This is a genomic window from Pseudomonas fragi, from assembly GCF_900105835.1.
In the GTDB taxonomy this organism is placed as follows: Bacteria; Pseudomonadota; Gammaproteobacteria; order Pseudomonadales; family Pseudomonadaceae; genus Aquipseudomonas; species Aquipseudomonas fragi.
This window is the reverse complement of sequence record NZ_LT629783.1, coordinates 2,049,160-2,073,279: the sequence shown is the minus strand read 5'-3', so window position 1 is coordinate 2,073,279 and position 24,120 is coordinate 2,049,160. Positions and strand designations below refer to the sequence as shown.

21 protein-coding genes are annotated in these 24,120 nt (G+C 60.0%); 15 read left to right on the top strand and 6 right to left on the bottom strand.

Going from position 1 to position 24,120, the window contains the following annotated elements; all coding sequences use genetic code 11:
- Positions 1-183: 183 nt before the first annotated feature.
- From prfB to BLU25_RS09425, 7 genes are all read left to right on the top strand, one after another.
- Positions 184-1,279, top strand: a protein-coding gene (gene prfB, locus BLU25_RS23395) for a peptide chain release factor 2 (RefSeq protein ID WP_106115744.1) whose coding sequence is annotated in 2 segments (ribosomal slippage) — positions 184-255 and positions 257-1,279 — 1,095 coding nt in all. Because the reading frame shifts where the segments join, the coding sequence is not laid out codon by codon here.
- Between the two features lie 112 nt (positions 1,280-1,391).
- Complete coding sequence (gene lysS, locus BLU25_RS09450) at positions 1,392-2,894, top strand: lysine--tRNA ligase (protein ID WP_016781948.1); 1,503 nt, start codon at positions 1,392-1,394, stop codon at positions 2,892-2,894.
- 222 nt (positions 2,895-3,116) lie between these two features.
- The gene (locus BLU25_RS09445; protein ID WP_016781949.1) at positions 3,117-3,833 is read left to right on the top strand and encodes a TetR/AcrR family transcriptional regulator; all 717 of its coding nucleotides are present in this window, start codon (positions 3,117-3,119) and stop codon (positions 3,831-3,833) included.
- A gap of 12 nt (positions 3,834-3,845) precedes the next feature.
- Positions 3,846-4,394 (top strand): hypothetical protein, encoded by a 549-nt coding sequence (locus BLU25_RS09440; RefSeq protein WP_016781950.1) that lies wholly within the window; start codon positions 3,846-3,848, stop codon positions 4,392-4,394.
- A gap of 25 nt (positions 4,395-4,419) precedes the next feature.
- Complete coding sequence (locus BLU25_RS09435; protein ID WP_016781951.1) at positions 4,420-5,697, top strand: flavohemoglobin expression-modulating QEGLA motif protein; 1,278 nt, start codon at positions 4,420-4,422, stop codon at positions 5,695-5,697.
- 117 nt (positions 5,698-5,814) lie between these two features.
- Positions 5,815-6,726 (top strand): alpha/beta hydrolase, encoded by a 912-nt coding sequence (locus BLU25_RS09430; protein WP_083369615.1) that lies wholly within the window; start codon positions 5,815-5,817, stop codon positions 6,724-6,726.
- On the top strand, positions 6,723-7,049 hold the full coding sequence (locus tag BLU25_RS09425) for a hypothetical protein (RefSeq protein ID WP_029611547.1): 327 nt from the start codon (positions 6,723-6,725) through the stop codon (positions 7,047-7,049). Before BLU25_RS09430 ends, BLU25_RS09425 begins: the two co-directional genes overlap by 4 nt.
- A 163-nt stretch (positions 7,050-7,212) precedes the next feature.
- Here BLU25_RS09425 and BLU25_RS09420 read toward each other — a convergent pair whose 3' ends face one another.
- Together BLU25_RS09420 and BLU25_RS09415 are read right to left on the bottom strand one after the other, a co-directional pair.
- Positions 7,213-7,992: an OmpA family protein gene (locus tag BLU25_RS09420; RefSeq protein ID WP_083369614.1), complete on the bottom strand. Its 780-nt coding sequence runs from the start codon at positions 7,990-7,992 to the stop codon at positions 7,213-7,215.
- A 66-nt stretch (positions 7,993-8,058) separates the two neighbouring features.
- Entirely contained in the window at positions 8,059-8,472 is a 414-nt protein-coding gene (locus BLU25_RS09415) for a DUF4398 domain-containing protein (RefSeq protein ID WP_016781954.1), read from the bottom strand.
- Between the two features lie 271 nt (positions 8,473-8,743).
- Here BLU25_RS09415 and ppc point away from each other — a divergent pair, with 271 nt between their 5' ends.
- From ppc to BLU25_RS09390, 5 genes are all read left to right on the top strand, one after another.
- A complete protein-coding gene (gene ppc, locus BLU25_RS09410; protein WP_083369613.1) occupies positions 8,744-11,374 on the top strand; it encodes a phosphoenolpyruvate carboxylase in 2,631 nt (876 codons plus the stop codon).
- Positions 11,375-11,660: 286 nt separating this feature from the next.
- Positions 11,661-12,308, top strand: coding sequence for an adenylate kinase (gene adk, locus BLU25_RS09405; protein ID WP_016781956.1), 648 nt, complete (start codon positions 11,661-11,663; stop codon positions 12,306-12,308).
- A gap of 95 nt (positions 12,309-12,403) precedes the next feature.
- Positions 12,404-13,087, top strand: coding sequence for a tRNA (adenosine(37)-N6)-threonylcarbamoyltransferase complex dimerization subunit type 1 TsaB (tsaB, locus tag BLU25_RS09400; RefSeq protein ID WP_083369612.1), 684 nt, complete (start codon positions 12,404-12,406; stop codon positions 13,085-13,087).
- A gap of 227 nt (positions 13,088-13,314) precedes the next feature.
- Entirely contained in the window at positions 13,315-13,599 is a 285-nt protein-coding gene (locus BLU25_RS09395; protein ID WP_016781958.1) for a hypothetical protein, read from the top strand.
- A gap of 7 nt (positions 13,600-13,606) precedes the next feature.
- On the top strand, positions 13,607-14,467 hold the full coding sequence (locus BLU25_RS09390) for a DUF72 domain-containing protein (protein ID WP_029611548.1): 861 nt from the start codon (positions 13,607-13,609) through the stop codon (positions 14,465-14,467).
- Here BLU25_RS09390 and BLU25_RS09385 read toward each other — a convergent pair.
- A complete protein-coding gene (locus BLU25_RS09385; protein WP_016781960.1) occupies positions 14,464-15,084 on the bottom strand; it encodes a hypothetical protein in 621 nt (206 codons plus the stop codon). The genes BLU25_RS09390 and BLU25_RS09385 overlap by 4 nt on opposite strands.
- A 93-nt stretch (positions 15,085-15,177) precedes the next feature.
- Between BLU25_RS09385 and BLU25_RS09380 the strand changes: the two genes are divergently transcribed.
- The gene (locus BLU25_RS09380) at positions 15,178-15,960 is read left to right on the top strand and encodes a class I SAM-dependent methyltransferase (RefSeq protein ID WP_016781961.1); all 783 of its coding nucleotides are present in this window, start codon (positions 15,178-15,180) and stop codon (positions 15,958-15,960) included.
- A 112-nt stretch (positions 15,961-16,072) separates the two neighbouring features.
- Here BLU25_RS09380 and BLU25_RS09375 read toward each other — a convergent pair whose 3' ends face one another.
- Positions 16,073-16,711: a TetR/AcrR family transcriptional regulator gene (locus BLU25_RS09375; protein WP_016781962.1), complete on the bottom strand. Its 639-nt coding sequence runs from the start codon at positions 16,709-16,711 to the stop codon at positions 16,073-16,075.
- 89 nt (positions 16,712-16,800) lie between these two features.
- On the opposite strand from BLU25_RS09375, the gene BLU25_RS09370 reads away from it, so the two are divergent.
- Together BLU25_RS09370 and BLU25_RS09365 are read left to right on the top strand one after the other, a co-directional pair.
- Positions 16,801-17,901: an efflux RND transporter periplasmic adaptor subunit gene (locus BLU25_RS09370; protein WP_016781963.1), complete on the top strand. Its 1,101-nt coding sequence runs from the start codon at positions 16,801-16,803 to the stop codon at positions 17,899-17,901.
- A 5-nt stretch (positions 17,902-17,906) separates the two neighbouring features.
- Positions 17,907-20,972, top strand: coding sequence for an efflux RND transporter permease subunit (locus BLU25_RS09365; protein ID WP_016781964.1), 3,066 nt, complete (start codon positions 17,907-17,909; stop codon positions 20,970-20,972).
- A 162-nt stretch (positions 20,973-21,134) separates the two neighbouring features.
- Here the strand turns inward: BLU25_RS09365 and BLU25_RS09360 are convergent, their stop codons facing one another.
- Both BLU25_RS09360 and plsB read right to left on the bottom strand, forming a co-directional pair.
- Entirely contained in the window at positions 21,135-21,533 is a 399-nt protein-coding gene (locus BLU25_RS09360; protein WP_029611549.1) for a YbaY family lipoprotein, read from the bottom strand.
- Between the two features lie 12 nt (positions 21,534-21,545).
- Positions 21,546-24,056 carry a glycerol-3-phosphate 1-O-acyltransferase PlsB gene (plsB, locus tag BLU25_RS09355; RefSeq protein WP_083369611.1) on the bottom strand — a complete coding sequence of 837 codons (2,511 nt, stop codon included), beginning with the start codon at positions 24,054-24,056 and terminating at the stop codon, positions 21,546-21,548.
- Between the last annotated feature and the right edge of the window lie 64 nt (positions 24,057-24,120).

Here is a 24,120-nt window from a genome sequence, read left to right as displayed (position 1 = left end):
CGTTTGCGGTCAGACTTTAAGTTCACCCTGTTCTTCTTGTCGGGAAGGGCCAATTGCCTGTCAGGCCGAGTGCACGCGGCCTGTCGTCACAGGCGACATAACCCCGCCAGGCGGGCTGCTGATACGCTTCGTTTACGGTATACTCCCCGGCTTTGTAAAAATCGCCTACGAGTGCCGCCAGCCATGGAAATCAACCCGATCCTTAACAGCATCAAGGACCTGTCAGAGCGCTCCGAAACCATTCGGAGGTATCTTTGACTACGATCAAAAGCATGAGCGTCTGACCGAAGTCAATCGCGAGCTTGAAGATCCGAGTGTCTGGAACAACCCTTCGTACGCCCAGGAGCTGGGGCGCGAGCGCTCCCTGCTGGCGCAGATCGTTGAAACCCTCGATGAGATGCACACAGGCCTGGCTGATGCCAAGGACCTGCTGTTGATGGCCGCCGAGGAAGAAGACCAGGGCGCCGTCGATGACGTGGCCGCTGAAGTCGAACGCCTGCGCGAAGCTCTTGAAAAACTCGAATTCCGCCGCATGTTCAGCGGTGAGATGGATGCCAACAACGCTTACCTGGACATCCAGGCCGGCTCCGGTGGCACCGAAGCGCAAGACTGGGCCAATATCCTGTTGCGGATGTATTTGCGCTGGGCCGACAAGCGCGGCTTCGATGCCACCATCATGGAACTGTCCGCCGGTGAAGTTGCCGGTATCAAGGGCGCAACCGTGCATATCAAGGGCGAATACGCATTTGGCTGGTTGCGCACCGAGATTGGCGTCCATCGTCTGGTTCGCAAAAGCCCGTACGACTCGGGCAACCGTCGTCATACCTCGTTCTCGGCTGTATTCGTTTCGCCGGAAATCGACGACAACATCGAAATCGACATCAACCCGTCGGACCTGCGGATCGATACCTATCGCTCTTCCGGTGCCGGTGGTCAGCACGTAAACACCACTGACTCGGCCGTTCGTATCACGCACGTTCCGACCAACACCGTGGTGAGCTGCCAGAACGAACGTTCCCAGCATGCGAACAAAGACACCGCGATGAAAATGCTGCGGGCACGTCTTTACGAGCAGGAAATCCAGAAGCGCAATGCCGCTTCCCAGGCCCTGGAAGACACCAAGTCGGACATCGGCTGGGGTCATCAGATCCGCTCGTACGTTCTCGACGCCTCGCGGATCAAGGATTTGCGTACCAACATCGAGCGCAGCGACTGCGACAAGGTGCTCGACGGCGATATCGACGAATACCTGGTAGCCAGCCTGAAACAAGGGCTGTAAGTCGGCAACAAAACGTGTGCGAAGCCGCAGCGATGCCCAAAGGGCGCGCCAAAGCCCGCTTCCCCCTGCCGCAAGGCGGGGGCAACGAACCTGTGATGGAATTTTTAAAGACATGAGCGACCAACAACTCGACCCGCAAGACCTGCAACAGGAAGAAAACGCCCTGATCGCCCTGCGCAAGGAAAAACTTGCAGCCGAGCGCGCCAAGGGCAATGCCTTCCCGAATGACTTCCGCCGTGACAGCCTCTGCGCCGACCTGCAGAAGAAGTACGCGCAAGCGACCAAGGAAGAGCTGGCTGAAGCCGCCATCCCGGTCAAGGTTGCTGGTCGCATCATGCTTAACCGTGGCTCGTTCATGGTGATCCAGGACATGACCGGTCGCATCCAGGTCTACGTCAACCGCAAGACCCTGCCGGAAGAAACCCTGGCCGCCGTGAAAACCTGGGACCTGGGCGACATCATTGCCGCCGAAGGCACCCTGGCCCGTTCCGGCAAGGGCGACCTGTACGTTGAAATGACCAGCGTGCGCCTGCTGACCAAATCCCTGCGCCCGCTGCCGGACAAGCACCACGGCCTGACCGACACCGAGCAGCGCTACCGCCAGCGTTACGTTGACCTGATCGTCAACGAAGACGTGCGCCACACCTTCCGTGTGCGTTCGCAAGTGATTGCGCACATCCGCAGCTTCCTGATGGCCCGCGACTTCCTTGAAGTTGAAACGCCGATGTTGCAAACCATCCCGGGCGGCGCTGCGGCCAAGCCTTTTGAAACACACCACAATGCCCTGGACATGGACATGTACCTGCGCATCGCGCCGGAATTGTTTCTCAAGCGCCTGGTAGTAGGTGGTTTTGAAAAAGTGTTCGAGATCAACCGCAACTTCCGTAATGAAGGCGTTTCGACTCGTCACAACCCTGAATTCACCATGTTGGAGTTCTACCAGGCTTACGCCGACTACGAAGACAACATGGACCTGACCGAAGAACTGTTCCGTGAGCTGGCGCAGCTGGTTCTGGGCACGACCGACGTACCGTATGGCGACAAGGTGTTCCACTTTGGCGAACCGTTTGTGCGCCTGTCGGTATTCGACTCGATCCTCAAGTACAACCCCGAGCTGACCGCTGACGACCTCAACGACATCGACAAGGCTCGCGCCATCGCCAAGAAAGCCGGCGCCAAGGTGCTGGGCTTCGAAGGTCTGGGCAAGCTGCAGGTGATGATTTTCGAAGAGCTGGTCGAGCACAAGCTGGAACAGCCGCACTTCATTACCCAGTACCCGTTCGAAGTGTCGCCGCTGGCCCGTCGCAACGACGAGAACCCGAACGTAACTGACCGTTTTGAGCTGTTTATCGGTGGCCGTGAAATCGCCAACGCCTACTCCGAGCTTAACGATGCCGAAGACCAGGCCGAGCGCTTTATGGCGCAGGTTGCTGACAAGGACGCAGGTGACGACGAAGCGATGCACTATGACGCAGACTTCGTGCGTGCCCTGGAATACGGCATGCCGCCGACTGCCGGTGAAGGTATCGGTATCGACCGTCTGGTGATGTTGTTGACCAACTCACCGTCGATTCGCGACGTGATCCTGTTCCCGCACATGCGCCCACAAGCGTAACGATGCAAAATAAGAAGCCGCCTTGTCAGGCGGCTTTTTATTGCCTGGCATGCCCGTGCGTAGCAGCTGCCGAAGGCTGCGTTCGATGGCGAAGCCATCGCAAATACAGGTTGCGCGGTGCATCAGGTAAACCGTGCATTGCTGTTTTACGACTGCTGCGCAGCCGGACGCAGCCTGCGGCAGCTGCTACAAGATCACTATCAACATTAAAAGGATTTTTCCGTGAGCCTCGTCAGGTCTTCCCAAGGTGCAGCCAATGTCGCGGTCGCGCTTGCGCAAAGTGTTGAGTACCAGGGCCGCAAGGCCAGCCGTCATGGCAGCGAGCAGCGTCGCCAGCTGATCCTCGATGCTGCCATGCGCATCGTCATCCGCGATGGCGTGCGCGGTGTGCGCCATCGGGCGGTGGCTGCCGAAGCGGGGGTGCCGCTGTCGGCAACCACTTACTACTTCAAGGATATCGATGACCTGATCAACGACACCTTCGCCCAGTATGTGGAGCACAGTGCGGCCTTTATGGCCAAATTATGGCAGGGCACCGAAGGCAAGTTGCGTGAAATGATGGCGCAAGGGGATGGCAGTGCGCAGGCGCGAGCGGTGCTTGCCGATGACATTGCCAGGATGACCGCCGATTATCTTCAGCATCAAATGCTCACCCGTCGCGACCAGTTGATGGCCGAGCAAGCCTTTCATCAGGCTGCACTGATCAACCCCCGGCTGGCGGTGCTGGTGCGTGCCCATCAACAGATATTCCTGCAGGGGGCCGGGCAGATCTTCGAAGTGCTAGGCTCCACACAACCTCAGCAGGATGCCAAAGTCTTGACGGCGATTATCGGTCGGATGGAATATCAGGCCCTACTTGATGGCGCGCAGCCCGAGGCGGATGACGACCGGCTGGCTATTCTTACGCGTTACATGCACTTGGTGTTGGCCGCTCTATAGAAGGATGCAGGCATGAAAGCTTGGCGCGTGATGCTTTTGGCAGTGTCATTTTTGATGTTGAATGGCTGTCTGGTGACCTTTAGCCAGGCACCGATCGAGGCGCAGCCGGCGCCCAAACAGTTGCTGGGCAAATGGATCAGCAAGGATGCCTGGGGGCAGGCGCGCAATCTTGAAATCAGTGCCATCGACAAAACCCGTTATCAGGCCGTCGTCTATCCCAAGGGCGAACCCAAGGCGCGTGAACGTTATATCTTTATCGTTGCCCGCCACGGCAGTCGCTGGTATGCCTCGGCTGCGATACCGGCCAAACTGGGCGGCAACCATACCCTCAGCGGTTTTGAGCTGACCGACAACGGTGAACTGGTGATCTATGATCTGGATCTTGACCAGGTCAAGCAGGCTGTCGGCCAGTCCGTGTTGAGGGGGGAGCCGGTGGAAACCGCCGAAGGCACCGGTACCCTGATCAAAAGCCCGTCGGCTGAGGTCTTTGCCTACCTGGACGACCCGGCCAATTCCGACGTATTTGTCGAAGCGGCCCGCTATAAACGTGTGGCCAAGTAACGCTCTTAATTAAAGGAAGCTGCCGGTGGACGACTACCAGCGCACGATACGCACCTTGTCTGACCGCATCGTGCTGGCACAAACCCCGATCCGCGTGCTGGATGCGGTGAAGTGGGACGACAGCATCCGCCAGGGCTTTTTAAAGGCCAAGGGCAAGGCCATGCCGGCGGTCGACCGCGACTATTACCTGGGCCGGCCGCTGACCTTCGATTCAGCGGCGGTGAAGTCCGAATTCCAGAGTATCGAGCGGGATATCACCCGCCAACTGGGGCAGTTCAACCCGGTCGGGCAGATCATGCGGCGCATGTGCAAGGAATACCGCATGGTCGTGCGCATGCTCGAAGCCCGCGGCACCGAAGACTTCGGGCTGATTTCTCAGGAACTGTATGGCGCCGCTTCCGATGCGTTCCATGCCGGTGACCCGACCCTGGCCGACCTGGGCCTGATGATGTCCGACTACCTGGATAACATCGACGGGCGCGGCGCGCTCAAGGACGAAGCCAAGACCCTCACCGCCAAGGATGCCGTGCATCTGCTGCAAAGTCGTTTGAACAAGGTGTTTGGCGAGGCCGAAGAAACCATCCGCGTGTTCGAGTCCGACGGTATTGTTGCGGATGCGGCGGCGGGCGCCGACTACATCAAGATCCGTAGCGATGCGATGTTCAACGAACGTGATGTGCGTGCGCTGGAGGTCCACGAAGGGCTGGTGCATGTGGGCACCACGCTCAATGGCCTGAACCAGCCGATCTGCACCTTCCTGTCCAAGGGGCCGCCATCGTCCACCGTGACCCAGGAAGGCCTGGCGATCTTGATGGAGATCATCACCTTTGCCTCCTACCCAAGTCGCCTGCGCAAACTGACCAACCGTACCCGGGCCATCCACATGGTGGAGGAGGGCGCGGACTTTATGCAGGTGTACGAATTCTTCCGTGAGCAAGGCTTCGAGATGCCAGAAAGCTACGGCAACGCGAGTCGGGTTTTCCGTGGATCGGTGCCTAATGGCCTGCCATTCACCAAAGACTTGTCCTACCTCAAGGGCTTCATCATGGTTTACAACTACATTCAGTTGGCCGTGCGTAAAGGCAAGCTGGAACAGGTGCCGTTGTTGTTCTGTGGCAAGACCACCCTGGAAGACATGCGAACCCTGCGCCAGTTGGTGGATGAAGGCCTGGTGGTAGCGCCCAAGTACCTGCCGGACCAGTTCCGCGACATGAATGCGCTCTCGGCCTGGATGTGCTTCAGCAACTTCCTCAACCATTTGAGCCTTGACCGTATCGAAGCGGATTACTCCAACATTTTGTGAACCCTGTGGGAGCGGGCTTGCTCGCGATGCAGGCGCTGCGGTGTTTCATTTGAACCGCGCCGATGTCATCGCGAGCAAGCCCGCTCCCACACTCACCCGTTCAGGCGAATGGTTCTGATGAAAACCCTGGCTGCACTCTGCCTGCTGCTGACCCTCAGCGGATGCAGCTCCCTGCTGTTCTATCCCGAGCCCGGCCAGCCGATCACCCCGACGGCCGCGGGCCTGGACTACCGTGATGTCACCCTGACAGCCGCCGATGGCACCCGCCTGCACGGTTGGTGGCTGCCGGCCAAAAAAGGCGTGCCACTCAAGGGCACGGTGCTGCATTTGCACGGCAATGGCGGCAACCTGGCTTACCACCTGGGCGCCACGGCCTGGTTGCCGGAGCAGGGCTATCAAGTGCTGATGCTCGACTATCGCGGTTATGGCCTGTCCCAAGGGGCGCCGGGGTTGCCGGAGGTGTACCAGGACATCGATGCCGCTTTTGACTGGTTGCAGCATGAGCCGCAAGCCCAGGGATTGCCGCTGATTGTGCTGGGGCAAAGCCTGGGCGGCGCGATGGGTATTCATTATTTGAGTGAGCACCCGCAGCAGCGGGAGCGCATCACGGCCCTGGTGCTCGATGGCGTGCCGGCCAGTTACCGCGAAGTGGGGCAATTTGCCCTGAGCACCTCCTGGCTGACCTGGCCGTTGCAAGTGCCGCTGTCCTGGCTGGTGCCGGATGCCGACAGTGCCATTTACGCGATGCCGAACATGGGCGACACGCCGATGCTGATCTTCCACAGTCTGGATGATCCCGTCGTGCCGCTTTCCAATGGTCTGCGCCTGTACCAGGCTGCGCCACCGCCCAAGGTGCTGCAACTGACCCGTGGCGGCCATGTACAGACGTTTGCCGACCCGACCTGGCGCCAGGTAATGCTGCGATACCTGGATGACCCGCAACACTTCAATGGCGTGCGGCGCCTGGGCGAAATCGCCAACTACCCCGCCTCAACGAACACCGAACTTGAACCCGAGAGCCAACAATGAGTGAAGAACGCAACGCCATTCCCCTGATCATCACCGGTATCTGCAGCATCATCGGCACCGTGGGCGCCCTGTGGTACTACGGTTACCTGCATTTTGCCAAACCCGAAGACGCCTTGCTCCTCAGCGACTTCACCATGCTCAAGACTATCCCGGGGGAGGACTATAAGGTTTCGCTCACGCCGGCCAACCAGGTGGCGCAGTGCATCGACGGCATCATCGTCTTGTTCGACACCGAACAAAAAGGCCTGACCGGGGTATTGGTCAACAACAAGAAACAGGCGGTACGCTGCCTGGGCCAGGAAACGCCGAAGCTGGAGCAGTAACGTTCTGTTGTGGGAGCGGGCTTGCTCGCGATGGAATCGCTTAGGTTTGCCTGACGAACCGTGCTGTCTGCATCGCGAGCAAGCCCGCTCCCACAGTTGTGGATATATTTGCGCCAAAAAAAAGCCCCGCCTGATCACTCAGGCGGGGCTTTTTCATGACCACTTAGCGCATTGAGGTACGCGGTGCTACCGGCTGGTTGTCGTTGGAGATGGTCACTTCAACGCGGCGGTTCTGGGCACGGCCCGAGTCGCTGTTGTTGCTGGCCACCGGGTATTCCTTGCCATAGCCCTGGGCCACGATGCGGGTCGGGTCTACGCCTTTGCGCACCAGTGCATTACGCACCGATTCGGCACGGCGCTCAGACAGGGTCTGGTTGAAAGCCGCCGAGCCGACGCTGTCGGTGTAACCCTCGACAATCACCTTGCGATCCGGGTTCTGCAGCAGGTACTCGGCCAGGGTGTTGATATTGCGCATGCCGTTGGGTTGCAGGTCAGCCTTGCCGAACTGGAACAGCACATCACCAAAGGTCACCAGCGTGCCGCGCTCGGTCTGCTTGGCGTTCATGCCCTTGAGTTGCTGGATTTGCGCATCACGCGCATCGAGCAACGCCTGGTTACGCGCGGCACCGGCGTTTTTCAGGTTGTTTTCAGCGGTACGCAGCGCGATGGTCTGCTTGGCTACTTCAACACGCTGGTTGGTCAGGTAGGCCAGTTGGTCAACCTTGGATTCGTCTTCCTTGTTCAGGTAAGCCTTCTCAGCCTTGTCCAGCCATTCGCTGGCGTCCTTGGTTTCCAGGGCTGCCACCTTGGTCGCTTCAGGGTTGGTCTGCAGGGCCGAGAAGTTGGTCTTGGCGTTTTCCAGGTTGACGTTCGGCTGGTGCGAGCACGCCGCCAGGCCAACGCTCAGGGCCAACAGGGCAGGGATCAGTACTGTATTGCGCATGATATTTAGTCCTTTCTATCGATTTGGAATGCTGTGTCGCCAGATGCAGTCAAAAAAGGGCCGCGTTTACTTAACGCTGCGCATGCCTTCCTGACGCAATTGCTGAACGGCATTCTGAGCATCCTGAACAGCCTTCTCGGCCTTCGCCGCCTGGGCCTTGCGCTCTGCTACGCGAGCATCCCACTCCGCTTGTTCGGACAGACGACGGGCTTCGTCGTATTTTTTGTCATGCATGGCCAGCTCGGCCTGCTTGAGTTTGTCCTGGGCCGATTTCATTTCCACCGGTGCATATTCAGTAGCGCCTGCGCTCACGGCGTTATTCACCGCCGATTGAGTCACGGCGTACTGCTCTGAAGGTGGATTGCCAGCGCAACCGGCCAGAACGAAGCTGGTGCCGATTGCCAGCGCAGCCAGTTTTAGCCCGCGCAGGCGAGGTGAGGTGGTTTTGACAGTGCGGGTCATCATGGTCTTCAACTCCATTGGGAAGCTCCTTAAAAACAGCAAATTCCATCACGACTGGTAAGGTCACCCGGAGTGTTGGAACACGAGTTCCAGCGGTGATGGTTAATGGCTGTGACCGAAGCGTTTTTTGAATAGTTCAATAAAAGATGGCATTTGGCCTAAAAGATTTTTTGACCGATTGGTCAGCACATTTTTTTAAATCTGCGAGCCCCGTGGCTTGCCACAGGCAGCGATTGCAACGCACTCTTGGGGTACGAGCTGTCCCCGGATCCTGCTGGAGAAACTGCTGATGACCGATATTGATGCACGCTTGCGCGATGATGTTCACCTGCTGGGTGAGCTGTTGGGTAATACGATTCGTGACCAATACGGCGACGCTTTTCTCGCCAAGATCGAGCTGATTCGCAAGGGGGCAAAGGCCGACCGGCGCGGCACTACGGGCGAGGAATTGAGTGCGATTCTGGATGCCCTGGGCGATGACGAAGTGCTGCCCGTGGCGCGGGCCTTTAACCAGTTTTTGAACCTGGCCAACATTGCCGAGCAGTACGAATTGATCCACCGGCGTGAAGAAGGCCAGCCCCAACCCTTCGAAGCGTTAGTGTTGCCGCAACTGCTGGAACGTCTGCTGGCCGAAGGACATGACCCGGAGTCGCTGGCGCGTCAGGTCAGCCGCCTTGAAATCGAACTGGTGCTCACCGCGCACCCTACTGAGGTGACCCGCCGTACGCTGATTCAAAAGTACGATGCAATCGCCGAACAGCTGGCGGCCCAGGACCACCGTGAGCTGACCCTGGCGGAAAAATCCGAGATCCAGCAGCGCTTGCAGCGCCTGATTGCCGAGGCCTGGCATACCGAAGAAATCCGCCGCACCCGGCCCACGCCTGTCGATGAGGCCAAGTGGGGTTTTGCGGTTATCGAGCATTCGTTGTGGCACGCCGTGCCGCATATGTTGCGCAAGGCCGACAAGGCCCTGCATGCGGCCACTGGCCTGCATTTGCCTCTGGAAGCGGCGCCGATCCGCTTTGCATCCTGGATGGGCGGCGACCGTGACGGCAACCCCAATGTCACTGCCAGCGTGACCCGTGAAGTACTGCTGCTGGCGCGCTGGATGGCCGCGGATCTGTACCTGCGCGATCTCGACAAACTGGCAGCCGATCTGTCGATGCAACACGCCAGCGCCGAGCTGCTGGCCGCAGCAGGCGACAGTGCCGAACCGTATCGGGCCGTGCTCAAGCAACTGCGCGAACGCCTGCGTGCGACGCGCAGCTGGGCTCATAGCGCCTTGCACAGCACCCAGGCGCCACCGCCCGAAGTGCTGCAGGACAACCGCGAGCTGCTGGCGCCGTTGCAGCTTTGCTATCAGTCCTTGCATGCCTGTGGCATGGGCGTGATTGCCGATGGCCCGTTGTTGGACTTTCTGCGCCGGGCGGTGACCTTCGGCCTGTTCCTGGTGCGCCTCGATGTGCGCCAGGACGCCGCCCGCCATGCCTCGGCCATGACCGAAATCACCGATTACCTGGGCCTGGGTCGCTATGAAGACTGGGACGAAGATGCGCGCCTGATCTTTCTGATGCGTGAATTGAACAACCGTCGGCCGCTGTTGCCCGGTTATTTCAAGCCGGGTGCCGACACCGCCGAAGTGCTGGCGACCTGCCGCGAAGTGGCTGCCGCGCCTGGCGCCTCGCTGGGTTCCTATGTGATTTCGATGGCAGGTGCCGCTTCCGATGTACTGGCGGTGCAACTGTTACTCAAGGAGGCCGGGCTGGTGCGGCCGATGCGGGTTGTACCGCTGTTTGAAACCCTGGCTGACCTGGACAATGCCGGGCCGGTGGTCGAGCGCCTGCTGTTGCTGCCGGGCTATCGTGCCCATCTGCAGGGGCCGCAGGAAGTGATGATCGGTTATTCCGACTCGGCCAAGGATGCTGGCACCACGGCAGCCGCTTGGGCGCAATACCGGGCGCAGGAAGCCCTGGTCAATATCTGCCGTGAGCAAGGTGTCGAGCTGCTGTTGTTTCATGGTCGCGGCGGTACCGTGGGGCGCGGCGGTGGCCCGGCTCACGCGGCGATCCTGTCACAGCCGCCGGGCTCGGTGGCGGGGCGTTTCCGCACCACTGAACAAGGCGAAATGATTCGCTTTAAATTCGGCCTGCCGGACATTGCCGAACAAAATCTCAATCTGTATCTGGCCGCAGTACTGGAAGCCACTTTGCTGCCGCCGCCCTTGCCGGAGCCGGGCTGGCGGGTGTTGATGGATGAGCTGGCGGCGGATGGCGTCGCTGCCTACCGTGGCGTGGTTCGGGACAATCCGCAGTTCGTCGAGTATTTCCGCCAGTCCACCCCGGAGCAGGAACTGGGCCGCTTGCCTCTGGGCAGCCGGCCGGCCAAGCGCCGGGCAGGGGGGATTGAAAGCCTGCGGGCCATCCCGTGGATTTTCGGCTGGACCCAGACCCGCCTGATGCTACCCGCCTGGCTGGGCTGGGAGACCGCCCTGAGCCAGGCACTGGCACGGGGCGAAGGGGAGCAGTTGGCACAAATGCGCGAGCAGTGGCCGTTTTTCCGCACCCGCATCGACATGCTGGAGATGGTGCTGGCCAAGGCCGATGCCGATATCGCCCGGCTCTACGACGAGCGTCTGGTGAGCCCGGAACTGCTGCCATTGGGTGCGCACTTACGCGACTTATTGTCGCAGGCGTGTTCGGTGGTGCTGGGTTTGACCGGCCAGGCGCAGTTGATGGCACATAGCCCGGAGACGCTTGAGTTCATCCGTTTGCGCAACACTTACCTGGACCCTCTTCATCTATTGCAGGCCGAGCTGCTGGCGCGGTCGCGACGCCAGCAAGCGGCGCAGGACAGCCCTCTGGAACAAGCGTTGCTGGTGACTGTGGCCGGGATCGCGGCCGGCTTGCGCAACACCGGCTAGGGCAAAACGGCGGCAAATGTCGCGCCAGAGCAGGCAGGCACAGGGCAGGCCTGGTGCCGACCCCTGTGTGGGCGCGACACTTTATTGTGGGGTTGCGACCTGTGACACCCGGCCGCACAGGCCCGTTTGGCTGTAATTTTTCCTACTTTGGGCGGCTTGTGTGGGCCGGGCCTGCTGTGTATCTTGATCAGCCCTTGGCCGTTTTGATGGCCAGAACCCGATTTTGAGATTGGCCCAAAGAGGCGAATCTGTTGTCATTTAAATAAAAAATTTGAGGAGCACATCGATGCGCGTAATTCTGCTGGGAGCTCCCGGGGCCGGTAAAGGTACTCAGGCAAAGTTCATCACTGAAAAATTTGGCATCCCGCAAATCTCCACTGGCGACATGTTGCGTGCAGCCGTTAAAGCCGGCACCGAACTGGGCCTGATCGCCAAAGGCGTGATGGACAGCGGCGGTCTGGTTTCCGATGACCTGATCATCAACCTGGTGAAAGAGCGTATTGCTCAGCCGGATTGCGTCAACGGTTTCCTGTTCGACGGTTTCCCGCGCACCATCCCGCAAGCTGAAGCGCTGGTCAAAGCCGGTGTAGAGCTGGATCACGTGCTGGAAATCGCCGTTGAAGACGAAGAGATTGTCCAGCGTATTGCTGGCCGTCGCGTACACGAAGCCTCGGGCCGCGTGTACCACACCGTCTACAACCCGCCAAAGGTTGCAGGCAAGGACGATGTGACCGGCGAAGACCTGGTACAGCGCAAGGACGACACCGAAGAAACCGTTCGTCACCGCCTGTCTGTCTATCATTCGCAAACCAAGCCGCTGGTGGACTTCTACCAGAAGCTGGCTGCTGCCCAGGGCAAGCCCAAGTACAGCCACGTTGAAGGCGTTGGCTCGGTAGAATCGATCACGGCCAAGGTGCTTGAAGCGCTGAGCTGAGAAGTCGATTTTGCCTCATGACAACAGCCCGCTTGCGGGCTGTTGTTGTTTATACTGCTGGACTTTTTTCAATTCTGATTCTGACGGGAACACCGATGACCACCTTGCTGGCCCTGGATACCGCGACTGAAGCTTGCTCAGTTGCCTTGTTGCACGATGGCAAGGTTACGAGCCACTACGAGGTGATCCCGCGCCTGCATGCGCAAAAGCTGTTACCGATGATCAAGGACCTGCTGGCGGCGGCCGGTGTCGAGCTGTCGGCGGTCGAGGCCATTGCCTTCGGTCGCGGGCCGGGTGCCTTTACCGGTGTGCGTATCGCCATCGGCGTGGTGCAGGGCCTGGCCTTTGCGCTGGAGCGCCCGGTGTTGCCGATTTCCAACCTGGCGGTCCTGGCCCAGCGCGCCCATCGCGAGCACGGCGCCACCCAGGTGGTAGCGGCCATTGATGCGCGCATGGACGAGGTGTACTGGGGTTGCTATCGCGAAGAGGCCGGTGAGATGCGTCTGCAAGGCGCCGAAGCGGTATTGGCGCCTGAAGCTGCGGCCTTGCCCGATGGCGCCACAGGCGACTGGTATGGCGCGGGCACGGGCTGGGGTTATGCCGAGCGCTTGAACGTCAAGCCTTACGCGATGGATGCGGGGATGTTGCCCCACGCCGAAGACCTGCTGACCCTGGCCCGCTTTGCCTGGGACCGTGGCGAAGCCATCCGCGCCGATGACGCCCAGCCGGTGTACCTGCGTGACAAGGTTGCGGCAACAAAAGCCGAACGTGGCGTCTGATCCGCTTTTGTAGCCGCTGACGAGCGGAGCGAGGTTGCGTTCGGCGGCGAAGCCGTCGTAAACCCTGATAACGGGTTTCGACTGGCACACCGCAGTGCCTGATTTCGCGACGGCTTCGCCGCCGAACGCAGCCTCGTTCCTTCGGCAGCGGCTACAAAATAACCGGCCTATTTGCTTAGTCTGGCCTGCGCCGCTAAATTGTAACTATCCCCCCTGAGCATGCAGCCATGCGCATTGACGGCTTTTCTTCCCAGTCCTACCCCATCAAGCGCAAACCGCGTAAAGGTCAGGCGGTGGTTGATGAGTCGGTTGAAGACACGCAAGCCGCGCCCGAGCACACCCCCCGTACATCTTCCGGCGAGCGCATCAGCCAGTTGCCGGTGCGTTCGCAAGACATGATCTTCCAGCGAGCCATGAGCAAAAGCGCGGCCAGTGCCCTTGCCAGCTACCTGAGCACCGCAGGCTTTGTTGACTGGGAGCAGGAAGTGCTGGGGCTGGATCTGTATATCTGAGCCCATGATTGAGCTTCCTTACTACCTCGGTTGCCCGTCCTGGAGTGAAAACGCCTGGCGCGAAGGCCTGTATCCGCAAAACGCCCGCCCGGCGGATTTTCTGAGCCTGTATGCGCAGGTCTTCAATGCCGTGGAAGGCAATACCACTTTCTATGCCCGCCCGGCGCCAACCACGGTGCAGCGCTGGGCGCACAGCCTGCCCGAACACTTTCGCCTGACAGCCAAGTTCCCGCGGGATATCAGCCACGGCGGTGATTTGCGTGGGCAATTGCACGCAGCCGAAGACTTCCTGCAACTGTTGCAGCCCCTTGGCATGCGTGTGGCGCCGTTTTGGCTACAACTGCCGGCCAGCTTCGGGCCACAGCGCCTGGCTGAGCTGGTGAGCTTTATGGACGCCCTGCAGCGGCCGCTGGCGGTTGAAGTGCGTCACCCGGAGTTCTTTGCCAAAGGCGATGCCGAGCGCTTGCTCAACCGCTTGCTGATGGATCGCGGGGTCGAGCGTATCTGTCTTGATCCGCGGGCACTGTTCAGTTGCGATTCGAGCGACCCTGCGGTGCGCCACGCCCAATCGAAAAAACCGCGAGTGCCACCACGACCGGCGGCCTTCACACAGTGGCCGCAGGTGCGTTTTATTGGCCGCCCGGAGCTTGAAGCCAACGACCCTTACTTGTTGCCCTGGGTTGAAAAAGTCGCGGGCTGGATCGAGGAAGGGCGCACGCCGTATGTGTTTTTACACACGCCGGACAATCACCGCGCACCGGAACTGGCGCGGCGCTTTCATCAACAATTGAGTGAAAGGTTACCGGGGCTGCCGGCACTGCCCGAGCTGCATCCGCCGCAGAGCCGCGAACAACTGGGCCTGCTTTAGGCTGCCAGGCGCAGGTTATTGACCACCAACGGTCGCGCCCAGCCCAGGTCGAAGTCCATCGCCCGTTGTTGCTCGATCAGGGTCATGGCGTCGAAGGGCTCGGCGGGCGGTGGCAGCAGGTCCAGTTCGAACTCGGCAATCGGCAAATGCAGAGGGCGTGGCTCAGGTCCTGGTCCCGGATCAGGCAGCGGATGGCCCTGATCCATGACGATCGGACGTACCCATGTACTGTTGAAATCCTGCTGGTGCTGTTGCTCGGCAATGACTTCCGGCGGGTAGGGCACTGCTGGCGGCGGCAGCAAGTCCAGTTCGAATTCGGCAATAGGCAGAAACAGGGCTTGCGGCGGGCGCAGCTCGGTGTCCTGAACTTCGCAATGGCGCTGGGTGACGATAGTGCCCAGCACCTCGCTACCACCGCGAGGCTCGGTCTTTTCATCCTTGGCAGCGGGTGCGATATCGAGCGCCGCAAAATCGTCAGCACCGGACTGTTCTGCCAACGCCTGGGCATAGAAGTCCTTCCACAGGTGATTGACGCTGCCTGTGATCTGCGAATTGTGTCGGCCAAAGTCGCCAATGGGCGCAATAAAGCCGATAGATGCGGAATGAATGTCTGACATGGCTCTCGGTTGACGCCCAGCTCTGGCAAAATGTCGGATATTTCATTTATCGGCAGCCTTTGCCGATCATTAAATTTTTGAGCGTGTTTTTAGATGACTGAGCAAGCAGCGGGCTGTCGTATTAAAGTCGAGGCCCTGGACGAGGCCTATCAGGCCCTGGCCGAACAATGGGCCGAGCGCCTGGGGTTGCCCCTGGACGAACCGGACGCCGAGTTCGCCTTGCAGTTGAGCGCCCAGGGTTTGCAGTTGCAGCAGTTGGGCCTGGATGCGCCCGGCCCGGTGCGGGTCGATTTTGTCGAAGGCGGCGCGGCCCATCGCCGTTTGTTTGGCGGCGGTACGGGGCAGATGATCGCCAAGGCCGTGGGCATCCAGCAGGGCGTGCGCCCGCGAGTGCTGGATGCCACGGCAGGGTTGGGCAAAGATGCGTTCGTGCTTGCGAGCCTGGGCTGCGAAATGAGTCTGATCGAGCGCCAGCCGCTGATTGGCGCCTTGCTGGAAGACGGGCTGGCCCGTGGCCTGGATGATTTTGAGGTGGCGCCGATCGTGTCGCGCATGCACCTGCTCAAGGGCAATTCGATCGAAGTGATGCGCAATTGGGAAGGCGAACCGCCGCAGGTGATCTACCTGGACCCGATGTTCCCCCATCGCGAGAAAACCGCCCTGGTGAAAAAGGAAATGCGCCTGTTCCGGCCATTGGTGGGCGACGACAACGATGCCCCGGCGTTGCTTGAGGCGGCGTTGGCATTGGCCAGCCACCGGGTGGTGGTCAAGCGCCCGCGCAAGGCGCCGTGTATTGCCGGGCCCAAGCCGAGCCATGCGCTGGATGGTAAATCGAGCCGGTACGATATTTATCCGAAGAAGGCGTTGAAGCCTTAAACACTACACCCTCACCTTCTGTGGGAGCGGGCTTGCTCGCGATGCAGGCGCCGCGGTCTGTCAGGCAAAACGCGGTGAAGCCATCGCGAGCAAGCCCGCTCCCACAGTTGCTTCAAACTGGCTGATAAGCCCGCATAAATATCCCCACCACTTCCTGCACATGGGCCTCGCTGTCCTCAGGCCCCGGCGGCTCACCGCCGGCAAACAGCAGGCGAAAGTTCGGCGCGCCCTTGAGCATGCAGAAGAAGTGCTCCGCCGCATAATGGGGGTTGTCGATGCGCAGCGCGCCGCTTTGATCCATCTTGCGCAGCAAGCCCTCCATCTCGTGGACCACCCGCTCAGGCCCGGCCTCCAGGAAGATCTGCGACAGTTTCGGGTCCTGGCTGCCCAGGGCGACCATCAGGCGATGCAGGTTCAGCGACTCCTCGCTGTTGATCAGCACCTGAAAGCCACGCGCAATGTTCAGCAACACATCCTTGATCGGCTTGCCTGCAGGCAATTCAAAAAACAGCAGCGGCAACTGCTCGGTGCATTTGGACATGATGGCCGAGGAAAACAGCGTCTCCTTGTCCGTAAAGTGGCTGTAGACCGTCAGTTTTGACACACCGGCCAGGCCCGCAACCGCATCCATGCTGGTGTTGGCATAGCCCTTGGTCAAAAACAGGCTTTTGGCGGCGTCGAGGATCGACTGGCGTTTTGCCAGGTCCTTGGGGCGCCCGAGGGCATTGGGGGGTAAAGGATTGTCAGACATATCCGTTTATTACTGGACTGGTGAGTTTAGTATTAATAACATGCGGCCAGTATAAATATTCCAAGCCCCATTAGCGAAAGGTCATCACCATGTTGCGCCATGCCTTGCCCCGCGCTGTGCCTGTGTGTCTGCTGTTTTTATTGTCTGGGTGTGGGCAGCAGGAGCCCGCAAAAATCAGCATCAGCCCGGCGATGGTGGTGCAACCGCAGCCTTCGGCACTGGCCAGCCAGAGCTACCCGGGCGAAGTGCGGGCGCGGTTTGACCCGCAACTGGCGTTTCGCATTGGCGGCAAGGTAACCCGGCGTCTGGTGGATGAGGGCGAGCGGGTCAAGGCCAACCAGCCGCTGGCCGAACTGGACCCGCAAGATGTGCGCCTGCAATTGGACGCAACCCGCGCCCAGGTCGCCGCCGGGCAGGCCAACCTGAACCTGGTGCGTGCCGAGCGCGACCGCTACAAGACCCTGCTGGACCGGCAGATGGTCAGCCGCTCGCAGTTTGATAATGCCGAAAACCTTTATCGCTCAGGCGAAGCCAAGCTGCAACAGCTCAAGGCCGAGCAGGACGTGGCCAGCAATCAGGCGAGCTATGCGGTATTGCGTGCTCCACAAGATGGCGTGATTGCTCAGCGTCAGGTCGAGGTGGGGCAAGTGGTCAGTGCCGGGCAAACGGTGTTCACCCTGGCTGCCGATGGCGAGCGCGAAGTGCTGATCAGCTTGCCGGAACAGGATTTTGGCCGCTTCAAGATCGGTCTGCCGGTGGCCGTCGAGTTGTGGTCGCAACCCGGCCAGCGCTTCAGCGGTCGCATCCGCGAACTGTCGCCTTCAGCCGATCCTAAATCGCGCACCTTTGCTGCCCGTATCGCTTTCACTGCAGGCAAAGTACCTGCAGAGCTTGGCCAAAGTGCCCGTGTGTTCATCCAGAGCGAAGGCGCCAGCTCTCTGTCCGTGCCGCTGTCTGCACTGACCGCCGAAAACGGTGCGGCTTATGTGTGGCGCGTGGGCCAGGATAACAAGCTTGAACAAGTACCCGTGCGGGTAGGGCCGTTTGGCGAAAACAGTGTGCCGGTGCTTGAAGGTCTCAAGGCCGATGACTGGATCGTCGCCGCTGGTGTGCATGTGTTGCATCCAGGCCAGGAGGTGCGGCCGATTGATCGCTCCAACCGGGCGATCAATGTTGCGGCGAAGGAGTAATCCCCATGGGTTTCAACCTTTCCGCATGGGCGTTGCGCAATCGCCAGATCGTCCTGTTCCTGATGCTGTTGCTGGCAATTGTCGGCGGGCTTTCCTACACAAAACTGGGGCAGAGCGAAGATCCGCCGTTTACCTTCAAGGCGATGGTGATCCGTACCCTGTGGCCGGGCGCCACGGCTGAAGAAGTCTCGCGTCAGGTCACCGAACGAATCGAGAAGAAACTGATGGAAACCGGCGAGTACGAGCGCATTGTCTCGTTCTCGCGCCCCGGCGAATCGCAAGTGACCTTTATGGCCCGCGATTCGATGCATTCCGATCAGATACCCGAGCTGTGGTATCAGGTTCGCAAAAAGATCAGTGATATACGTCACACGTTGCCGCCGGATGCTCAGGGGCCGTTTTACAACGATGAATTCGGCACCACTTTCGGCAATATCTACAGCCTGAGCGGGGAAGGTTACGACTACGCAGTGCTCAAGGACTACGCCGACCGTATCCAGATCCAGCTGCAGCGGGTCAAGGATGTGGGCAAGGTCGAGTTGCTGGGCCTACAGGACGAAAAAATCTGGATCGAGCTGTCCAACCTCAAGCTGGCGACCCTTGGTTTGCCGCTGGCGGCCGTGCAAAAAGCCCTTGAAGAGCAGAACGCGGTATCGACGGCAGGTTTTTTTGAAACGCCCACCGAGCGCGTGCAACTGCGCGTGAGCGGTAATTTCAAAACGGTCGAAGAGATCGAGCGTTTCCCCATTCGCGTCGGCGAGCGCACTTTACGCATCAGCGATGTGGCTGATGTGCGTCGCGGATTCAATGATCCGCCGGCGCCGCGCATGCGCTTTATGGGTCAGGACGCAATTGGTCTGGCCGTGGCAATGAAGGACGGCGGCGATATTCTGGTGCTGGGCAAGGCACTGGATGCCGAGTTTGAACGCATCCAGAAAAACCTGCCGGCGGGTATGCAACTGGGCAAGGTGTCTGATCAACCCGCGGCGGTGAAAACCAGCGTTGGCGAGTTCGTGCAGGTGCTGGTCGAAGCGCTGGTCATCGTTCTGCTGGTGAGTTTTTTCTCATTGGGCGTGCGTACCGGCATGGTGGTGGCGCTGACCATTCCGCTGGTGCTGGCCATGACCTTTGCCGCCATGCATTACTTCGGCATCGGCCTGCACAAGATCTCGCTGGGGGCGCTGGTACTGGCGCTGGGCCTGCTGGTCGATGACGCGATCATCGCTGTGGAAATGATGGCGATCAAAATGGAGCAGGGCTACGACAGGCTCAAGGCCGCAAGTTTTGCCTGGACCAGCACGGCGTTCCCGATGCTTACCGGTACGTTGATTACAGCTGCGGGCTTTTTGCCAATTGCGATGGCGCAGTCGAGCACCGGCGAATACACCCGCTCGATTTTCCAGGTGGTAACCATTGCCCTGCTGGCGTCATGGGTGGCTGCAGTGGTGTTTGTGCCCTATCTGGGCGCGCTGTTGTTGCCGGACCTGGCGAAGATTCATGCGGCCAAACACGGCACCGGGGCTGGCGTGCCTGACCCCTACGCGACGCCGTTTTACCAGCGCGTACGGCGGTTGGTGGAGTGGTGCGTCACCCGGCGCAAAACCGTGATTGCCCTGACCGCGCTGGTGTTTGTGGGCTCGGTGGTGCTGTTCAAGTTTGTACCGCAGCAGTTCTTCCCGGCGTCCAGCCGGCTGGAGCTGATGGTCGACATGAAGCTGGCCGAAGGCGCTTCGTTGAGCAACACCACCGATCAGGTCAAGCAGCTCGAAGCACTGCTCAAGGATCACCCGGGCATCGAGAACTATGTGGCTTACGCGGGCACCGGTTCGCCACGCTATTACCTGCCTCTGGACCAGCAACTGCCAGCGGCAAGCTTTGCCCAGTTCGTGGTATTGGCCAAAACCATCGAAGACCGGGAAAGCCTGCGCACCTGGTTGATCGACACCCTTAATGAGCAGTTCCCGACCATCCGTTCGCGGGTGACGCGCCTGGAAAACGGCCCGCCTGTGGGCTATCCGGTGCAGTTCCGGGTGACCGGCGAGCATATCGAAGAGGTACGGGCGCTGGCGCGCAAGGTTGCGGCCCAAGTGCGGGGCAACCCCCATGTGGTCAACGTGCACCTGGACTGGGAAGAGCCGAGCAAGGTGGTCAACCTCAATATCGATCAGGACCGCGCGCGTGCCCTGGGAGTCAGCACGGCCAACCTGTCGCGCTTCTTGCAAAGCACCCTGCTGGGCTCGACGGTCAGCCAGTACCGCGAAGACAACGAGTTGATCGAAATTCTCCTACGCGGCACACCGCAGGAACGCACTGAACTTGCTCTGCTGCCGAGTCTGGCGGTGCCCACCGACAATGGCCAGAGCGTTGCCCTGTCGCAGATCGCGACCCTGGAATATGGCTTTGAAGAAGGCATTATCTGGCACCGCAATCGCCTGCCGACCGTGACCGTGCGGGCGGATATCTACGGCAAGGAGCAACCGGCGACCCTGGTGCAGCAGATCCTGCCGACCCTGGAGGGCGTGCGTGCCGAACTGCCGGATGGCTATTTGCTGGAAGTGGGCGGCACCGTCGAAGACTCCACCCGTGGCCAGGACTCGGTGAAAGCCGGTGTGCCGCTGTTTATCGTGGTGGTGCTGACATTGCTGATGGTGCAGCTGCGCAGTTTCTCGCGCATGGTCATGGTATTCCTGACGGCGCCTTTGGGTCTGATCGGGGTGACATTGTTCCTGCTGTTGTTTGGCAAGCCGTTTGGTTTTGTGGCAATGCTGGGCACCATCGCATTGTCGGGGATGATCATGCGCAACTCGGTGATCCTGGTGGATCAGATCGAGCAGGACAAGGCGGCGGGGCTGGACCCGTGGCGGGCGGTGATTGAAGCGACAGTGCGGCGTTTTCGGCCGATTGTGCTGACCGCGCTGGCGGCGGTGCTGGCGATGATTCCGCTGTCACGCAGCGTGTTCTTCGGGCCGATGGCGGTGGCCATTATGGGCGGGCTGATCGTGGCAACTGTGCTGACGCTGCTGTTCTTGCCGGCGCTGTATGCGGCGTGGTTCAAGGTCAGGAAGGTCTAGTTCAAAAGCCCCTCACCCTAACCCTCTCCCGGAGGGAGAGGGGACTTGACCGCGTTGCTGCGGGATTCAGCTCAATACTTTCGGCTGCCGAGATTCTCCGTTATTCCCCAATCAGCCCCCTCTCCCTCCGGGAGAGGGTTGGGGTGAGGGTAAGCCTGCGAATTAGCGAATCTGATCCACGCGCACACGGATCGGCTGCTGGGTCTTGGCCGTCAGGTCGACGCTATTGCGCTCGGTGTTGATAAACAGCAACTGGCCGTTTTCTTCAATCCGCGCGCTGATAGCGTAGGTGTGGCCGGGCTTGATCTGCGCCGGGTCGTAGGTCAGGTGGAAAGGCAGTGGCACCTGGCCCTTGATCTGGCCGCTTTGCTTGGCAAGCGTTACCGCTGGTGCGTCGGCCAGCGAAACGTCCTGCAGGCTCACTTCCAGTGTCGCCGTCGGCGGCAAGGCAATGCGTTGCAGGTAAAACACTTCGCCATCGAGGCTGGCATGCTGGGTAGGGGTCATGGAACTACAGGCTCCAAGCAGGGCTGTGAGGCTGAGTAAAAGGATTTTTTTCATGTAAGTCTCCATTCAAGATGTTTTTTCCAGCGAAAGTGGCGGCTGCTCAGGGGTGTCTTCAGTGCGGTGCAAGGCCACCTGGCGGATAGACAGGCGGATTTCGGCAGGCAAGACGCGCTTGGCAGCCCCTTCGGCCAGTTCACCGAGCAGTTCGTGGTAGCTCAATTTGCCGTTGGCATCGCGGCGCAATACGTCTTCTTCGAGCAAGGTCTGGATAAAGTGGCGGAACAGGCTCTTGTCGAAGAACTCAGGGGCATTGAGCCCATGCAGGATCGACAGGCGCTGGGCCATCATGGTGCACAGGTCTTCCAGCTCTTCGGCGCTCAAGGTGTTCTGGCCGCTATTGAGCAGCAAGGAGATGGCCATGTAAAAGCGTTGCAGGGTTTGCGCAATGCTTTTGGACAGCAGCGTCAGCAATACAAAGTGTCGCGAACTGGGCGCAGGGCGCAGGTACACGTCTTTTTCGAAGCGCAGCAAGCCTTGCTCGACAAAGGCTTCAAGCCATTGGTCGACTACACCGTCGAGTTCCTCTGCGGACCAGCGGATAAACAGTTCCGATTGCAGATACGGGTACAGCGCATGGGTGTAGCGCAGGATCTGTTCGCGGCTCATGCGCGAGGTGCTCTGGAAGAAGCTGGCCAGCAACGATGGCAAGGCAAAGATATGCATCACGTTGTTGCGGTAATAGGTCATCAGAACCGCGTTCTGCTCATCCAGATAGAGGATCTTGCCCAGCGCATCGCTTTGCTCGGCCAGCAGATTCATGTCTTTGACATGCTGGATCAGTGCCGGCCCGTCACCCTCGGGCAAGGTGGTGTACGGCGAGTAGGGAACCCGGCGCAGCAGGGCCAGATACAGGTCCAGCACCCGGGCCATAGCCTGTTCATCCAGGGCCAGGCGGGTAGTGGACAGCAGGGCCAGGGCCACCAGGTTGACCGGATTGATGGCCGCAGCCTCATTCAGGTGCCGGGCAACTTTTTCCCCCAGACGGTTGGTGGTCTGGCTCAGCCATTCAGGCCGGTAGGCCGGCGCAAGCTCCTGCTGGCGCCAGCCCGGCTGCTCCTGCTCGAGAAACTCGGCAAGCTTGATCGGCTCGCCGAAGTTGACCGCGACCTGACCGAACTTCTGCTTTTTAAGGGCGCCGATCACTTTGAAAATATCGAAAATCGATTCTTTTTTCTTGCTCGCACCGCGCAGTTCGCCAAGGTAGGTACGGCCTTCTAGTACGCGCTCGTAACCGATGTACACCGGTACAAAGACGATAGGCGTACGTGATGAGCGCAAGAAACTGCGCACGGTGATGGCCAGCATCCCGGTTTTTGGTTGCAGCATGCGTCCGGTGCGCGAGCGGCCGCCTTCGACGAAGTACTCCACCGGGAAACCCTTGGTAAACAGGGTGTGCATGTATTCGTTGAACACCGAGGTGTACAACGGGTTGCCCTTGAAGGTGCGGCGCATGAAAAACGCCCCGCCACGCCGCAGCAGCGGGCCCAGCACCGGCATGTTGAGGTTGATCCCGGCGGCAATATGCGGCGGGGTCAGGCCGTTGCGAAACAGCAGATAGGACAGCAACAGGTAGTCGATATGGCTGCGGTGGCACGGTACATAAATGATCTCGTGGCCCTGGGCGACCTTTTGCACGCTCTCGATCTGGTTGACCTTGACCCCGTCGTAGATCTTGTTCCAGAACCAGCTCAGCAATACTTCAAAAAAACGGATCGCGGTGTAGGTGTAGTCTGAGGCGATTTCGTTGGCGTAGCGCAGCGCCAGGGCACGGGCCTTGTCTGGCGAAATATTTTCGCGCCCGGCTTCATCGAGGATCGCCTGACGCACGGCAGGCTCGTTGACCAGCCCTTTGACCAGTGTGCGTCGGTGCGACAGATCGGGGCCAATGGTCGAAATTTTCAGGTTGCGAAAGTGCACCCGCAAAATGCGCTGGGCCATGCGCACGGTGCGTTCGTGGCCCTTGTTGAGGTCGACCAGCTCGCGCATATGGATAGGGGCCGAGAATTGCACGCGGGTTTTGCGGCCCAGAATCAGGATCCGCAGCAGACGCCGCAAGCGTCCGGTCACGGCCCAGCTATCGGCAAACAGCAGTTTCCAGGGGCTGGACTCGCTGTCGGGAGACTGGCCCCAGAACACGCTGACCGGAATGATTTGCGCATCTTCGCCCGGGTGCTGGCTCAGGCTGTCGACCAGACGGGTCAATACCGGCGGCGCCCCACGCTTGTCCTGGCGGCCCAGCCAGTCGGGCTCGGGGGTCAGGTAGAAGAAGGCGGCGGGCTCGATCATCTCGCCCACGGCAACCGGCAGCACCGGGCGCGGCAGGCCGGCCTTGGAGCATTCGGCGTCGACCACGGCCAGTTCGGTCAGCGAGGGCGATTGCAGTACATAGAACACCGGGCGGCTGCGATCCAGGTTCAGGGTCAGCGAAGACTGATTGATGGTCTCCGAGCGCACCCACAGGTACAGCAAGCGACGCAGGGCGCCAAATACAAGGCGGCGGAATGGGGAGGGGGTCATACGGCTTCTGCGTTAGTGAATTAAACGAGCGTTTACTCGGTCGGGTAGTTTGCAGTATCAGCGC